The organism is Streptococcus sp. SN3 (genome assembly GCF_030439905.1).
Genome location: NZ_JAQFJF010000005.1, coordinates 41,784 through 57,266 on the forward strand (window position 1 = coordinate 41,784; position 15,483 = coordinate 57,266).

The 15,483-nt window shown below is 38.2% G+C and carries 21 protein-coding genes and 3 pseudogenes; 17 read left to right on the forward strand and 7 right to left on the reverse strand.

Going from position 1 to position 15,483, the window contains the following annotated elements:
- Positions 1–224: 224 nt before the first annotated feature.
- From mutL to PCY71_RS10320, 7 genes are all read right to left on the reverse strand, one after another.
- Positions 225–2,171: a DNA mismatch repair endonuclease MutL gene (gene mutL, locus PCY71_RS10290; protein ID WP_049492340.1), complete on the reverse strand. Its 1,947-nt coding sequence runs from the start codon at positions 2,169–2,171 to the stop codon at positions 225–227.
- A gap of 95 nt (positions 2,172–2,266) precedes the next feature.
- A complete protein-coding gene (locus PCY71_RS10295) occupies positions 2,267–3,412 on the reverse strand; it encodes a site-specific integrase (RefSeq protein ID WP_301412559.1) in 1,146 nt (381 codons plus the stop codon).
- Between the two features lie 166 nt (positions 3,413–3,578).
- On the reverse strand, positions 3,579–4,433 hold the full coding sequence (gene dinD, locus PCY71_RS10300; RefSeq protein WP_301412560.1) for a DNA damage-inducible protein D: 855 nt from the start codon (positions 4,431–4,433) through the stop codon (positions 3,579–3,581).
- Between the two features lie 27 nt (positions 4,434–4,460).
- On the reverse strand, positions 4,461–4,802 hold the full coding sequence (locus PCY71_RS10305) for a hypothetical protein (protein ID WP_301412561.1): 342 nt from the start codon (positions 4,800–4,802) through the stop codon (positions 4,461–4,463).
- Between the two features lie 220 nt (positions 4,803–5,022).
- Positions 5,023–5,691, reverse strand: a complete 669-nt coding sequence (locus PCY71_RS10310) for a Fic family protein (protein ID WP_301412562.1) — start codon at positions 5,689–5,691, stop codon at positions 5,023–5,025.
- A gap of 368 nt (positions 5,692–6,059) precedes the next feature.
- Positions 6,060–6,485: a helix-turn-helix domain-containing protein gene (locus PCY71_RS10315; protein WP_301412563.1), complete on the reverse strand. Its 426-nt coding sequence runs from the start codon at positions 6,483–6,485 to the stop codon at positions 6,060–6,062.
- 158 nt (positions 6,486–6,643) lie between these two features.
- On the reverse strand, positions 6,644–7,225 hold the full coding sequence (locus tag PCY71_RS10320) for a helix-turn-helix domain-containing protein (RefSeq protein ID WP_301412564.1): 582 nt from the start codon (positions 7,223–7,225) through the stop codon (positions 6,644–6,646).
- A gap of 141 nt (positions 7,226–7,366) precedes the next feature.
- On the opposite strand from PCY71_RS10320, the gene PCY71_RS10325 reads away from it, so the two are divergent.
- From PCY71_RS10325 to PCY71_RS10405, 17 genes and pseudogenes are all read left to right on the forward strand, one after another.
- Complete coding sequence (locus PCY71_RS10325) at positions 7,367–7,552, forward strand: hypothetical protein (RefSeq protein WP_301412565.1); 186 nt, start codon at positions 7,367–7,369, stop codon at positions 7,550–7,552.
- A gap of 13 nt (positions 7,553–7,565) precedes the next feature.
- A complete protein-coding gene (locus PCY71_RS10330) occupies positions 7,566–8,180 on the forward strand; it encodes a Rha family transcriptional regulator (protein WP_301412566.1) in 615 nt (204 codons plus the stop codon).
- Between the two features lie 6 nt (positions 8,181–8,186).
- Positions 8,187–8,327 carry a hypothetical protein gene (locus PCY71_RS10335; protein WP_301412567.1) on the forward strand — a complete coding sequence of 47 codons (141 nt, stop codon included), beginning with the start codon at positions 8,187–8,189 and terminating at the stop codon, positions 8,325–8,327.
- Between the two features lie 180 nt (positions 8,328–8,507).
- Positions 8,508–8,789 carry a hypothetical protein gene (locus tag PCY71_RS10340; protein ID WP_301412568.1) on the forward strand — a complete coding sequence of 94 codons (282 nt, stop codon included), beginning with the start codon at positions 8,508–8,510 and terminating at the stop codon, positions 8,787–8,789.
- Between the two features lie 347 nt (positions 8,790–9,136).
- Positions 9,137–9,433: a hypothetical protein gene (locus PCY71_RS10345; protein ID WP_301412569.1), complete on the forward strand. Its 297-nt coding sequence runs from the start codon at positions 9,137–9,139 to the stop codon at positions 9,431–9,433.
- A gap of 56 nt (positions 9,434–9,489) precedes the next feature.
- Positions 9,490–9,783, forward strand: coding sequence for a hypothetical protein (locus PCY71_RS10350; protein ID WP_301412570.1), 294 nt, complete (start codon positions 9,490–9,492; stop codon positions 9,781–9,783).
- Positions 9,780–9,950, forward strand: coding sequence for a hypothetical protein (locus PCY71_RS10355; protein ID WP_016670426.1), 171 nt, complete (start codon positions 9,780–9,782; stop codon positions 9,948–9,950). The genes PCY71_RS10350 and PCY71_RS10355 overlap by 4 nt, the downstream gene beginning before the upstream one ends.
- The gene (locus tag PCY71_RS10360; RefSeq protein WP_003077256.1) at positions 9,947–10,186 is read left to right on the forward strand and encodes a hypothetical protein; all 240 of its coding nucleotides are present in this window, start codon (positions 9,947–9,949) and stop codon (positions 10,184–10,186) included. The genes PCY71_RS10355 and PCY71_RS10360 overlap by 4 nt, the downstream gene beginning before the upstream one ends.
- Complete coding sequence (locus PCY71_RS10365) at positions 10,183–10,533, forward strand: hypothetical protein (RefSeq protein WP_049508844.1); 351 nt, start codon at positions 10,183–10,185, stop codon at positions 10,531–10,533. The genes PCY71_RS10360 and PCY71_RS10365 overlap by 4 nt, the downstream gene beginning before the upstream one ends.
- Positions 10,514–10,786, forward strand: a complete 273-nt coding sequence (locus tag PCY71_RS10370; RefSeq protein WP_301412571.1) for an XRE family transcriptional regulator — start codon at positions 10,514–10,516, stop codon at positions 10,784–10,786. Before PCY71_RS10365 ends, PCY71_RS10370 begins: the two co-directional genes overlap by 20 nt.
- Before the next feature lie 12 nt (positions 10,787–10,798).
- Positions 10,799–11,152 (forward strand): head-tail adaptor protein, encoded by a 354-nt coding sequence (locus PCY71_RS10375; protein ID WP_301412572.1) that lies wholly within the window; start codon positions 10,799–10,801, stop codon positions 11,150–11,152.
- Between the two features lie 31 nt (positions 11,153–11,183).
- Positions 11,184–12,005, forward strand: a complete 822-nt coding sequence (locus tag PCY71_RS10380) for a DnaD domain protein (protein ID WP_301412573.1) — start codon at positions 11,184–11,186, stop codon at positions 12,003–12,005.
- Positions 12,006–12,020: 15 nt separating this feature from the next.
- The gene (locus PCY71_RS10385; RefSeq protein ID WP_301412574.1) at positions 12,021–12,848 is read left to right on the forward strand and encodes an ATP-binding protein; all 828 of its coding nucleotides are present in this window, start codon (positions 12,021–12,023) and stop codon (positions 12,846–12,848) included.
- A 728-nt stretch (positions 12,849–13,576) separates the two neighbouring features.
- The gene (locus PCY71_RS10390) at positions 13,577–14,002 is read left to right on the forward strand and encodes a DUF1492 domain-containing protein (protein WP_003077305.1); all 426 of its coding nucleotides are present in this window, start codon (positions 13,577–13,579) and stop codon (positions 14,000–14,002) included.
- Positions 14,003–14,302: 300 nt separating this feature from the next.
- A pseudogene (locus PCY71_RS10395) lies at positions 14,303–14,416 on the forward strand (phage terminase small subunit P27 family); the annotation flags it as partial.
- A gap of 69 nt (positions 14,417–14,485) precedes the next feature.
- Positions 14,486–14,653, forward strand: a pseudogene (locus tag PCY71_RS10400) (type II toxin-antitoxin system HicA family toxin); the annotation flags it as partial.
- A 58-nt stretch (positions 14,654–14,711) separates the two neighbouring features.
- Positions 14,712–15,092: pseudogene (locus PCY71_RS10405) on the forward strand (type II toxin-antitoxin system HicB family antitoxin).
- Positions 15,093–15,483: the final 391 nt, after the last annotated feature.

The following is a 15,483-nucleotide window of genomic DNA, read 5'->3' on the forward strand; positions in this document are numbered from 1 at the left end:
TTTGAAGAAGCTCTAGTGACTTTAGTCAATGTAGAGTTTCCCATGCACAATTGATTAGGCACTTTAGTGCCAATCAATCACTGCTGAGTGGACTCTAATACGTTGATAACTCAACTTTTCCAGTCCTTTTGACCCAAGTTTCACTTGACTTTATTTCCAGCCTCGAAGGGTTCCCCAAACCTTTCATCGTCCCACTCTCTGTTTTAGAGTTTCTATAAATAGTTTCAATACTTGCCCAATTCTCGCAAGCTGGTGTGGTTTTCCTGAATGCGACGGAACATTTTTTCCATATCAGATTTGGTAAAGTTTACCAAAACTGGACGACCGTGAGGGCAATTGTAGGGATTGTCACATTGCGATAACTGGAAGATCAAATCACGTGCCGAATCATTATCTAAGCTATGATTGGCCTTAATAGAGCGTTTGCAACTCATCATAATCGCTAGTTCAGCTCGGTATTTCTTGATAGAAACTTCCTTGGTAAGGAGCAGCATATCACACATCTCATAGATACCCGACTCGATTTCCTCTTCCTTCATCCAGATAGGGTATTCCCTCAGAATAAACTGATTGCTGCCGTATTCGTCCAAGAAAACTCCGACTTCTTCCAGCAGATTCATCCGCTGCTTGAGCCGCAGCATATCGTCCGCTGGAAATTCAAAGATATAGGGAACCAAAAGTTGCTGCTGACTGTCATCCACATCACCGATTTTTTCCCGATAATACTCATATTTGACTCGCTCCTGCGCTGCATGCTGGTCGATAATATAGAGACCACCATTTCCTTGTGCAAAGAGGTACGTGCCATGCATTTGCCCAAAATATTCCAGTTCTGGAAAAGTTGAAGATTCTTCTCCATCTAACTTATCTAAAGCTCTTTCTAAGCTTGACTGATCCAGTTCTGGATGATCTAGCTGATCGTAAGAAGGAGTTTGCCTTGCTGCAAATTTGACAGAAACTGCTCTGGAAGCAAGCATATCTGTATCAGTATGCTGCTGATCAAATGTAGCATTTTCCTCAAAAGGAAGATTGCTTTCTGATACTTGAGGTCTAACAAAAAAGTCATTTCTCTCTTTGTCATAATAGAGTCGGTTTTCTTTGAGCGGAAGACTCGTCTGCTCCGACTTATTTGCTCTGTTAATGGTTGATTTTGCTAAATTCTCCAAAGCATCCGGAATCAAATCCTGTTCTTTTAAACTCGCAGCAATAGCTTGCGAAATCAAGACCATCAGTTCTCGCTCCTTGGAAATCCGCACTTCTTGCTTGGTCGGATGAACATTAACATCCGCAAGGTAAGGATCAATCTGGATAGCAATCACAGCAATCGGGAATCGCCCAACCATGAGCTTACTACCGTAACCATCAAGAATAGCTCGATTGAGCAGGAAATTCTTGATGTAACGACCATTGATGAGAATGGTGATGTAGTTACGATTGGCACGCGTCAACTCTGGTAGACTAATATAGCCTGATACTTCAAAATCCAGATTAGAAGCTGAAATTTCAATCATTTTTTTTGCTGTTGTTAATCCATAGATACCAGCAATTGCTTGACGCAAATTTCCTGTTCCTGCTGTCCGAGTCAACTCTTTACCATCATTGAGCAAGATAAAAGCGACCTCTGGATGAGCTAAGCTCAAACGGTTAATCATATCTACAATGTGAGATAGTTCTGCTTGCTGACTTTTCATATATTTCAAGCGAGCAGGCGTGTTGAAAAAAAGGTCTTCCACTTTGATTTTGGTACCCTTAGGGCAACTACTTGGTTCCACAGTTTCAATTTCTCCCCCCTGAGCAATTAAACGCGTCCCATGTGTTCCACCATTTGTCGCAGTTTCAATTGTCAAGCGTGAAACAGAAGCAATAGACGGAAGCGCTTCACCACGAAAGCCCAAAGTCCGAATCCGAAAAAGATCGGCTTGCTTCTTAATTTTACTCGTTGCGTGCCGCCGCAAAGCCAAGGAAACCTCCTCATGCTCAATTCCTTCACCATTATCGATGACTTGAATACTCTTGAGCCCTGCTTCTTCAATCTCAACTATAATTTGAGTGGCACCAGCATCAATGGAATTCTCTATCAACTCCTTGACCACGCTGCTAGGTCGCTCGATGACCTCACCAGCCGCAATCTGATTAGCAAGATTTTCTGGTAATTCTATAATTTTTGACATAGTTTTAATTTTTACCCTTTCTAAACGTTGATATAACGGGCTTTTGGTTAAGTTCGTACTTAATAAAATTCAAATTTGTTCACCTTTTTGTGGACCTATAGGCTGTTTATGGCTTTTTCGTAATATGAAACAGCCTCTTTTTCTTTGTCCTTGGACAAATGGCTATATACATCCAGAGTTATAGCAATATTAGAATGTCCTAACCTATATTGTAATTCTTTATAGCTGATACCAGCGTTAAGCAATAAACTAGCGTGAGTATGGCGGAAAGCATGGAACGTAAACCGTGGTATTCCAGCTTCTTTGCACCGAGTATTTAAAGCATTTTGCCTAATTGCTAAATCAAAATATTCTCTTGTAGGGGTAGCAAATACAACAGACGGAACACGCGCGCCCGCTTCCAGAAATAGCTGCCTTTGCCTGACTTGATAAAGCCGTAATAAGTTTATTGTTTTTCGGTCAATGCTTATTGTTCTATTTCCTGATTTTGTTTTTGTAGTGCTAATTAGCTTCAGGCCCTTGTTAAAAGTCTTGTTGATGGTTATTGTACCATTTTTTAGGTCTACATCTGCCCATTCCAAAGCGCAGGCTTCTCCTATCCTGATTCCCGTGGATAACAGAACATGATACAGGACATACTCAAAATACAAACCATAACGCCTATGCTGCCGTTTTTCTATGTTATCAAGAAAGACCTTTAGGTCTTCTGGTTCTATAAACTTAACCTTAGCGTTTTCTTTCGGCCTTTGACGTGGCAATATAATCTCCCTAGCAGGGTTGCTATTTGTCACTCCTAACAATATTCCATATTGGAATATTTTTTGAATAATCGATCGGACAGCTTTATAATTCATGTAGTGAAGTGATAAGTCATTGATTAAAACTTGAATGTCACTGACTGATATTTTAGATAATTTCATATCTCCCAAAATAGGGAGAATGTGACAATTGAGCCTTGAAACGGTGCCACTATAAGTTTGAGGCTTGACAGTCAGCCTATAACTTTCTAGCCATAAATTAGCTATATCGCGAAACATTTTTATTTCAGCTACTTTCTTAACCGTTGATCCGTTGGCTTTAAAGTCAAGCTGTGCATGCTTTGCTTTACTCTTAACCTCTTTTTTTGTTCGTCCGGTTACACTAGTCTTGACCTTCTTACCCGTTACCTGGTCAATACCTAGGTAAACACTAGCACGGTACACAGTCTCACCGTTTTTCTTTTTGATTTCTGTTATTTTCATGATGATAAACCTCTCCATCAGCAGGCAAGCTGTTATTAAAAGGGTTTTATAATGTTTTAGGTTTATATCATGCTGAGGCTTACGAGAAGGCCTTTATTTTGGGAAAGTAGTCTATTTATATGATTAAGGTCTAAAATGCGAATACGGGGCTTATATGGGCTTGGTTTTACATATCATCAAATAGCGAAAGTTGGTTATTATCAGGCTGTTTTTCAAGTTCTTTCTGCTTCTTTTTCAAGTCTTGAATGCTTTCATGAGGAGTAGGGAGGTTTTCAGGCATGGTATTGCCTAACTCTCTCATTGTCTGCCTAACAGTACGGCCAACAGCAAAATGCGTTTTATTAGCATTTTCAGCTCCTTGGATATTTTCACGGCGTAGTTTTTCGTCTGTTTGTGTGGCACGGAATAGGTTTGCTGCTAACTCAATGCTACCCATATAGTCGAGAATATGCTCCTTGTCTGCAAGTTCTTTTTTATCGTGTATATCTTGCATTGTCATACCGCCATAAAGTCCCATGTAACCAGCATTATGAAATTCACCGAAGTTTGTAACTCCAGCATTTCCAGCAGCTTGAGAAAGTGATTTGTTATGGCGCTTAATTTCATCACGAATAGCTATACGTTTTTGATCTTCAGTTAGTCGATTAAAGTCATCTTGTAATTCTTGTTGGCGGGTTTTAATTGCAAAATAAGATTGACCCAGTGCAATGACTTCTTTTCTAGGATCACCATTTTGGACAATCAAATAGCAGGCATAACGAGAGAGTTTTATATCTGCTATTTCACGCGCTCCAAAATTAAGCTGTACAGTTTTGTTGACGTCAACAAAATTGGCAACCACGCGCTTTCCAGAGTTTTCACAAGCTATTTTAGCTTTGTCAATAACTTGGTTAAAGTTACGCCATTCAGTGTATTCTAAAACGGTTTGTAGTTCACGAGCATACCAAAACTCTACACCGTTTTCATCTATGCGTTTGATATTTTCAAAAGTTAATTCATCATAATGTTGTAAATCGTTCATATTTTTTCCTTTACAATTTTTAGGACCTTAACGAGTCTTTTTTTTCGTTCTTAATTTAGCTTTTTCTTTCTTCCATTCCCGGCTACCGCGATATTGCAGATATTCATCAAAACCTTTGACAGTTACAAGAGATCCGCCATTTCTAAGAAACTTAGCATAGCTAGGGAAATCTCTCATCTCTCTTCTAATAGCTCCAACAGAACTTTTTGTCATGCAAAACTTTTGAGATAAAAAAGCGTCATTTGCAACGTCAATCATAAAGGTAGAATTAAAAGATCCATTTTTTATGGCTTTTGTGACTATATCAGAAACGGTATCTTTCACAATGAATCGAAGTTCATTTTTAAATTCTTCACTAAAAATATCCATGAGTATTACTCCTCTAAAAGTGACAAGGTTTAGGCAAGGTCAGCGGACTTCTTAAAGTATATTTTACACCGTGAGACAGTCAAGAGAGCTGTTCTGGGCGCGTGGTTCGTTCAGGGGTACAATTATACCTAGAACATATTTCAAACTGACAGAACAAAGCTAGAGCCAGCTCTATGGAGTAAAAACGAGGTGTTAGCGTTTGAGACTAAGTTCGTCAGTGCTAAAATTGCTTCATTCTCTCTTTTTCATCGTATAGTGACTGCTGCAATAAATCAGCCAAACTTTGGATGTTTTGAGCAGCTAAAAACTCCATGTATTGGGCTCTATCGTCCTTGCTGATAATAACCGGAGCACTTAGATACTTCATAGCTAAGTACATCAGGATGAGGCGACCGGTTCGTCCGTTACCATCACTAAAGGGGTGAATACGTTCAAACTGAATATGAGTATCAGCTAGTATTTCTATTATCTCGCGCTCGCTCTTTGCCATATCCAACCTGTAAACAGTGTTATCTACCCATTGGGTCATCAAAAAAGGCGTTTCTTCTGGTGAAGCCGTATTAAACTCAGCCCCTATGATGGCGTTTTGAACAGTTTTGAATTGCCCTCTATCATGCTGCAGGCGGTCTGTCAAAAGCGCGTGGAAATCTTGCACTAGCTCCAGAGTTAAAGGGGCATTATTAGCTAAGCTATCTAATAACAAAGAAAAGGCCTGCTTGTGGTTCTCTATCTCGTAGAACTCCCGAATGCTCTTATGCTTACCGGGTAAGGTGCTTTCTAAGATGATACCGACTGTTTCAGGAAGAGATATAGTATTTCCCTCAATCCCGCTAGAGTGATAAGCCATACGGACTAGAATATCATCCAGATAGTCTTGTTTATAGGTCATGCGGTTTCCTTTCTGTATTATCAAGTTTGTGCAAAATCTGCAAGAATTAAAATAAATAGACTTGTCCAACAGTTGGATAAGCTATAATGGTCCAAATGTCGAAACGTTACGACATTTAGGAACTACTGCCTTACACCTTATAGCCGCTCTTCTAAAATGTTCAACGTTGAACGTTTTTAAAAAAGAGAATTGCCAAATATTGCAACGTTGCAATATTTAACAAATGGTTTTTGATATGCGACAACATCGTCGCTTTTTGAATTTCCCAACGTTGGGAAATTTAGTAGTCGTTGGTGGCTTTCTGAACGCCGAGAAATCACGCGCAGCAAATTTTAAAACTTTTTGTGTTGATTTGTTTCACATTTTGATTATAACTTGTGCCAGTTATTGTTATACCATTCACGCACGGCATCTCTTGGAAAGGCTAGTCTTCTTCCTGGACCTCTATCAATTTTAGGAAAGTCTTTTCGGTAAATAAATTCATACAAACGACTTGTAGAACAACCTAGCAAAGTGGCTAATTGCTTTTGGTTAAGTTCTAGCGGCAATGTTTGATCAATATCAATAACTTTGGTTTTTTCGATAATAACAGCCTGAACCATATCCCCGAACTTATCAGCCATTTGTTGCATTAGTTCATCCATATTTTCACACTTTCTATTTTTTACAGTTAAAGTTAATACGAAAATAGCGAAATCACAACCAAACAGGCGTACAACATACAACAGTTTATTTTTTAACCTTGTCCAGAAGTCATAAAATTTTGTTTGTTTATTTTTCCAAAAAGCAATCATGCGCCTGCTTAATTCTAATTCTATTTTTTGTGGTTTGTCTTTGGTTTTACAAAAGTCAGCGGACTTGCTGAACAGAGAACGAACAAAGGGAAATCACGCGCCTAGAGGTTAATAAATATTTCATCCCTAGCCTATCGTTTTTCACCGTGGCGCGTGGATTAATCCCTCAATTCATTTTCTCGTTGTTCAATTCTATCTAACAAATCAAGTAATTGAAAAATAATTTTATCCATCTCCTGAGCATAAGAATATGGTTTAACTATATCATGACGCAAATTATTTTGGATATTCTCTATAAAACGAATAGCAACCAACATATCAGATTTTAAAGTTTTAAGTTTTTCTAAATCAGTGATGAAGCGTAGATATGTTTCTTCACTCCTGTCTTGCGCTTCTTCATCTACAGTTTTTTGAATTGTAGCTATATGCTTACGAATAGATTCCTGAATCTCTTTATCCTCTATTTCATCAATGGATAACTTTCCGCTTTGCACGAGCGCTGAAAGTTCTAAAATGCCTCCGACTGTATCATAGCCCAACAGATACCCAACAGATACCCCAAAGTAGTCAGCTAGTTGCTGAGCCTTTTCTGGTTTGATATTATGCTTACCGTTTTCCCAGTTAGAAATATTCATTTTTGAAAATGGTTTTTCATTATGGGGAAACGTTTCGTTTAATTCATCTACTAATTGCTGTTGGGTTAATTCTCTTTTTATTCGAAGTTCCTTTAATCTACTCATATTTCTGCCACCTCAACGAAAGTATAGCACATTAGAAATATAGTTGTAAAGTTTTTTTATATTTTCGCTTGACAAATAAAGTAATTCTTTATAAAATGATACTTGTAAAGAAAAACTATACAAAACGAAAGGAGATAGTAAATGCAGATTTCTAAAGAAGAAGCACGAGCATTCCGAAGAAAGCAGGCAGATAGGCAACTAACTTCTCAACAGGCGAGCCAAGAAATTGGAATAAATCCGATTACTTATAAAAAATTAACTACTGGCGGAGAAGTGAGAAATATTATTTATAAAAAAGCCATGCAATGGCTAGCAAAAGATTACTAGAAAGGATCACCCAATGAACCTAGTCTACATGGACGGTAAGAAAGAGCCGTACACAACAAGCGAGATTATCGCTGAATGTTCTGGAGTGAAGCACCACGCAATACAGGAACATATCAGAAAGAACGTTGAACGCTTGGAACGTTTTGGAAAGGTCTCATTTCAAATGCGACCTTTACCAAGTGGACAACAAGCTAAAGATTATATTCTGAACGAGCAACAGGCAACCTTGCTGATTACGTTCTTAAAGAATACCGAGCAAGTGGCTAACTTCAAAGAAAACCTAGTCAAAGCATTCTTTGAAATGCGGGACGAGCTAACTCAGTTTAAGCTGCAGCGTGCTCTAGAAAAGCCAAAGCGCAAGACTTTGCACGACAGCATAGAAAGCTGGAGAGAAGCTCCGAAGCATCCGCATAGCACCATCACAAATCTTTTGCTAAAAGGCACTAGCGGCATGAATAAAAAACAACTGGTGGCAGCGCGTGGTGGTGCTACTGGCATTGACAGTCTAACCAGTGAGGAACTGGTTAAATACCAAGCATTAGAAGATATGGTTATCGCTATGATTAACCTAGGCATGAGCTATCAGGATATCAGAGCCATGGTATTCAGACCAAAAGAAAGGAGTTGACCTATAATGCTGATGATTGAAATTGACGAGCAAGAAGACTTGAGAACAATTAAGGCAGAACTCAGCAAGCTGCAAGCTATGGATAATCTAGCAGATATTGTAAAAGGTCTTGAACGTGTCAAGCAGTTTGCTGATTTGGTTATTTAAAAAGCGCACCAACAAGGCGCGTGATGAAAAGAATCATTCTAGAATCAATTTTAAGGTCTGTAGCTCCGAAGAATACCGGGGTTCTGACAACTGGAAATATTTTCTTGATAAATTATAAGGCTAGACGTTTCAGTTGCCAAAAAACAATATGACAACCGTAGAAAAAGGAGAAAAACCGATATGGCATATTTACCAGAAGACCGAGAAACGGTTATCCGTTATGATGAATTGGAGAAATGCTGGTACTTTGAAAGTAATGTGCGAAGACATGTTACTAAGATTCTAAAGACAGAGGCAGCCTTTGATAGCGTAGAGAAAGAGTTAGAAAATAATTTCTGTGTCTATGTTAGAGCCAAGCTGTCTAACTTGGAAGATTTTTCAGTTAATCCGTTTGTTAAGCATAAACGAAAAATGTCGGAAGAACAAAAACAAGCTATTTCCGAAAGAATGAGAAAGCAATAGTCTCTAAAATCGCTTTTAAGGTTGATAACGAAACGTCCACAGGGCGAAAATCAACCTGAAACACATTCCGGGTATAATTATACCCCCGACAAAAACAAGTCTCAAAAAACGCTGTAGAAAGGAGCATACAGAAGAAAAACAAAAAAGGCTTTGAGAGCGACCAAACTATCAAGCCTTTCAACCACTGACTAAAACACAATAAATAAACAAGCAGGCAAGCTGTTATTAAAAGGGTTTTAGTAAAGATTTATAACTAGATTATAGCATATCTAAGACATTTTGACCATACGGAGGGCGCTACCCCTTAAAACTAGTGAATTATTTAAAATTACACGAGGTAAAACATCATGAAAAAACAAGAACAAATTTCTACAGCGCTAACAGCAGACCAATTTAAAGAGCAAGGTGAACACATTACTAATGTTATGACTGGCATAGACACGATAAAAGGATATACCAAAACCTTTATGTTGGCTATGCACAGCAAACCGGATCAGGTTATTCTATTGAGCTACTTAAACGATTATCTAGGTCAAGTATATGAGCAGATGGAAGTAATGTATAAAGAGCTAGATAGTGTAGCTTATCATCTACTAGAATGTGACAACCCTGAAGAATTAAAAAACCTACAGCATATCAACTAATAATGATGTAGGTTATGGACACAGAAACATAATTACAAACAAACGAGGTAACTATTATGACATCAACAAAGAAAACACAAGCACAACCGGTTTTATTATCTGCTAGCAATCTGAAAGAGTTAGGCAGTGAGCTAACTGGCATTATGAACATTTTATCAATGAACAATCTAGCTCTAGAGGGGCTTGAATTTGCACAAGATAAAGATACAGCAGTTGCCCTATGGCAGGCTAAAAAATATAACGAAGTGGCATACACCCAAAATGAAAAGATAATAAATAAGCTGGATAAAATTGCCTTTCGGCTACTAAACAGTGATAACGCTGAAGAATTGGAGGGACTGGATAAATGAGCGAGCTACTAGGTGCACTCCTAACCCTGCTACTCTTCTTTCTAGCTGGCATATGTGCAGAGCTGTTTAAAATCTGGGCTATTGCTTACAAACGCCGGGGATATGTTACTAAACGGCAGCTAAGAAAGATTGAAAAATGGCTTGAAGTTATGGAGACTAGGGTATGACAAACAAAAATAACAGCTTTGACCTTGCAAATGAAAGAGCAAAGAACTTTGGTGTTTGGCTTGAAGAAGCTTACCAAACTATGCTAGATTTCTCCCTAGAAAATAAATTTGATTGCTACAATGCCGAGGAGCAAAAGCAATTAGAACAAGTTTTAGAGACTTTGATGGATTTTTGTGATATGTGGGAGAAAGGCCAAATTATCCTAGTCAGCGAAGAAAGAGAGATGAGCAAATGACACAAACTACATTACCAGAAAACTATAAGCGTGTGCTGAAACTTATCAAAGTAGGCGCTGAAAACCCAACTACAGGATCGGAGATAGGACTTATTTTGAAGCTAGATGAACGAACGGTACAAAGTATTATCAGTCGCTTAATCACGAGCTACGGCATTCCTATTATCGGTATCAGACACGGCTTTAATCGAGGTTACTTTATACCTGCGAATAAGTCAGAACTGCTAGACGGTGCAAAGGCTTTTTACAACCAAGTACAGAAAGAACAAAAGCGTCTAAGTGTACTGTTAAATGCCGACCTTGTAAGTTATAAGGAGTTGTTAGATTATGGCGTTACTAAGCAATGAAACAGAAACAAGCCTAAAAATGGAACTGCTGGAAACAGTCGACAAATACCTTAAGACACGGGATAAGGCGCTACCTCATATCACAGGACTTATGACAGCCCAGCAGGTTATGACTGAGTTAGACATAAAATATAAGACCCTGCAGCGCTGGGAAAAGGCAGGGCTAAGACGATATCAGCCACCACTAGAGGACACCCGAAAAGTGTTTTACAGGGTGAGCGATATATTGCTATTTTTAGGAGTAAATCAATGAAAGGTGGTAAAAATGAATACTAGAAAAATGAACACACGCATTATAATCTTTGAGAAAATCGGAGGGCAAAACGAAGACGGAGAAGTCATTGATGGCATCCGTAAAGATGTTTATAGCTGCTGGGCAGAAGTGCAACGAACTTCTGTAAAGGACTTTAAAGCAGGCAGCAGAACATCTACGGACAGTCAAAATTCCTTGGAATCAGTTCAGGATATAAAAGTATTCCTTATCCGTTATCTTCCTAATGTTCCATTTGATAACTCTATGTACCTTGAATTTAATGGATTTGAATATCGCATTGTAGAAATAGAAATTGATTATGCCAGTAAAGAAATCATCATGATTAAGGCCGTTAGGATTTCATGATAGAGAAGAAAGACAGAAAGGAATTGATAGAATGGCAAAAACTAAAATCTATTTTTGGCTGAAAGTTGATAAAAAGTTTTTTGATAATATTTTTATAAAACGGCTTAAAAACATGCCTGGTGGCTATACTATGACGGTTATTTATATCCGTTTAATGCTGGAAAGTTTGGAAAGTGATTGTATATTGTACTACGAGGGATACTTTAACGAGTTAACCGAAGAACTAGCCTTAAAGTTAGATGTTTCCGAAGACGATATACAAATGACTATGGCCTATTTTACAAAATGCGGTCTAATCCAAATAGACGGGGATAAAAATGCTGAATTACTTCAAGCTAAAGCTATGATACAGCAAGAAACTGATCAAGCTGCTTACATGCGAGAATATCGCAAAAATAAACGTTTAAAAATAGGCAAATCTTACAACGTAAGAAATAAACCTAACAACGTTGAAAAGTGTAAGACAGAGATAGAGATAGAGAAAGAGATAGAGATAGAGTTAGAAGAAGAAGCAGAGATAGAGAAAAAAGATTCTTCTGCTCCTGCTTCTCCTACTGCTGAAATCTCTAACTACTACCAATCACGTATAGGAGTTATGGACGGACAACAGTATCAAATCTTAACCGAATATCTCGCTCTTGACGGTATGGAGCTAGAAGTTATCAAGACTGCCATAGACAAGGCTGCAGATAACAGCAAGCGATCTTTTAGCTATATCAATTCAATACTCAAGAACTGGAGACAAAACGGTATTAAGACAATGGTACAAGTCGAAGATGAACAGAAACAGTTTCAGCAAAAGAAACAGGGTAGGTCTGATGACGATATTCAAGACCCGTTCATCTACTCCTAATAGAAAGGCTAAAAGATGGAATTATTAAGTACAGAACAGCTAAACAAAAAGACTAAGGTAATTGATGAGCTTTGTCCGACCCATCAGATTAATCTGGTACAGTTCGAAAAACCTGACGGGACTTATCTTGCTCCTTATTGTCAGGAATGTATGCGAGAAAAGATTAAACAAGATGAACTAGACGGCATAGAAAAAGCCCTAGGGCATGATCTGGACTCTTCAACCTATGATGTGCTAGCGCGTGAAAGTACAGTCTCAAATGAGCTGAAAAAAGCCACTTTTAGCACGTTCAAAACAACCACCAAAGAGGAACACGAGGCCAAAGAATTTGCTATCAAGCAAGCTAACCAATATCTAAACGGTATGACGGGAAACACGCTAATTATGGGCAAACCAGGCACTGGAAAAAGTCATTTGTGCTACTCTATGGCTAAAACCATCAACGAGGGCTACAAGGCTAAAAATGAACCTAAGAGCATCCTCTTTGTCAGTATTGCTGAAATTATCACGCGCATTCAGTCAGGTTGGCAATATAAACAAAGTGATTTTACAGAGTATGACGCCCTGAAATTGCTGACTGAGGTTGATTATCTCTTTATTGATGATCTGGGCACAGAAAGCATTATGAACAGCCGAAAAGATGAAGCGAACAACTGGATACAGACTTTTCTTTTTAAGGTTTTTGACAAGCGGGAAACAACTATCATTAACACTAATCACAACGGAAAAGAGTTGGCTAGAATCTATAATGACAAGCTAATCAGTCGAATTGGGAAGCAGTCAGAGGGGAATGTGTTCGCTATGACAGACATCACAGATAAACGAATGAAGCGGAATTTTTAACCAGAGAAAGTGAGGAAGCTATGACAGAGCCAAGTATACTTTGAACAGGCAGATCACGTACTGGAAGAACTCAATCGTAAACATAGTGACTTCATGACCGATACAACACCGATAGAACCTGTAGATATGCCTAAACTGATTGAACTAGGCTAGAAGCTCTGGACAGAAGACACCAGCATAAACGCCTATGAGTTATACAAACATCCTGAAGCGCGTGTAAAATTATTCGCCTAAATCGCAGAAGCCTACTTCTTGCTGATTGCCGATAGTGCGCCGATACCCAAGCGTAGCGGATTCATTTTTGCGAGTACCTAGAAAGGAAATTTTTAAACATCAACAAGAAATTAATTGCAGGTACAGACAAGCAAACTTTAGAGTCTTTACTTGAAGCCTTGCAGCTGCCAAAGGAAAAACAAAAACAGTTTATCCATGATGTGGTAGTAAGTGGTTTACTCAATGAATAATACAACAAAGAGGCTAACGCCTCTTTTAGTTTTGACTTTATGGTTCTAAAGGTGTGAATATAAGCGCGTGATTAAACAAAGAGAAATCACGCAATCAGCTACAGAGCTTTGAACTATTACTGCTTCTATGGTTGATTATCAGCATTTGGATTTAACGCTTTATTGTAGTATCATGAAAGAGCAAAAAAGCCGAGCACACGCCCGACCCTTAGTTATAAATTACACAACACTATTATAACATAAAAGAGAGTAAGAGGCAACAACATGACACCAGAGCAAGTAAAAGTAAAGCTAGAAAGTATTAAGTGGCTGAATACAGAGATGGAGAGTTTACAGTTAGAACTGCAGTATCTGGATCAAGGTTTATTCAAAAAATCAACTCTGACACAAACCAAAGTCCAGACTAGCAGAACAAACAATACAGAGAATGAACTCGTCTATGTTTTGAAGTTGAAAGAAGATATACAAAAACGACTTGCTAGTCTTATCGAGGAACATTTAGAAACCTGTAGGATAATTGATAAGCTAAGTGATCCGCTTGAACGATCCGTATTAAGAATGTTCTATGTTAATCGCTTAGATATATGGGATATAGAGGATAAGGTAGGAAAAACAAAAACCACACTATACAGAATAAGGAAAAAAGGAATTGAAAGTATCGCTAAAATTATGAGTGAAGAAAATTTGTGAAGATAAAGAATACTTAACTACTGATTGACCAATTAGCTATTGGCACCTAGAATATCATACAAAGTTTTTACGTTCGGAAAATACCCCGCCAAATTTTGAACGGGGTAGGGGTTGTTCGTGATTAAAGGACGCTGCCCTTTTCTGTGCAAAAAATTCCCTTTTTGAAGTTTTAAAGCTTAAACACCCCCCGCCCCACCTTTTGTGCAAGGAGAGCCGCGGTAAGGTGTCTTCTTACGTCGCGCGCCAATTTTTCAGATTTTTAAGGGGTGTCATGGAGCCAGAGTTAGGAGGTGAGTTCGCTTGGTTAAAAATCCTTATTATCGGCAGAACAAAGGGCGTTTACCCAGCGACCCGCCGAACTACTTGGGAAAGGTAGCTAGCGAGGTTTGGCGCAAAATCGTTCCGTTTTTAGAACTCTATTTTTCACTTACCTTTCATACGCATAACCTGTATAATGTATAGTGTAAGGAGGTAGTGTGCACCATGCCACTTACAGAAAAAGAAATGGCAAAGTTAGCCGAGAAAAACGATTGGATGGAAATCCGACAGAACGGTAGCCATCACCATTTCAGACATAAAGATTTTAATTATATAGTGACTATCCCAATTCACGGAAACAAAGATTTAAGAAGGCTAGAAAAACAAAATCTTGAAAGATTTGGGGTTGAAATAGTCTCCCTTATCTTTTACCGTTTGGAGGTAATAAACTATGTTAAAATCATATCCAGCAATTTTTCATAAAGAGAAAGACGGTTCTTTTTGGATAGAGTTTCCAGAGTTTGGAGGAGGAACACAAGGGACAAACGTTGAAGAGACCTTAAAAAATGCTCGTGAAATGCTTGAAAGTGTTTTAGCTACTTACATAGACGAAGAGTTAAATATGCCAAAACCTAGCGACATCACGACTTTATCCGTTAAAGACGGTTTTGTGAGTATGATACAAGCAGACCCCACTCCTTTTATCCGCAACAATAAAGCTGTTAGAAAAAATGTGACTGTCCCTGAATGATTAATAAGATTAGCAGACCGTGGAAAAATAAATTATTCTGAAGTGTTAACCCAAGCCCTAGAAACAAAGTTACAAGCCTAGATGCATCAGCACGCGCAGCAAACTAGAAAATTTCAGAATTACGCGGAATAACGTGATATAATAATCTTATCAGCAAGACCTACAAGTAATTAAAAAAGCATAGCTATTTGCTACGCTAGTTCTTGCCTGCTGAACTCATTGAATTTTGACCTATTTTTTAGGTCTTTTTTGTTCACCTTTCTGTGGACTTTTTAAGATTATCCAGCCCTTTCTAATACTATATGAATTTATAAAAAATCAGTAATAGCAAGGGATTTAGACTATAAAGACACTATAAAATAATCATAAACTTAATACTATAATTTTTGACATAGTTTTCTCCGTAATTATTCTAGCTACTATTATAACATAAAGCCGTTTTTCAATCAGAACTCTAGTACGAAAAGAATTG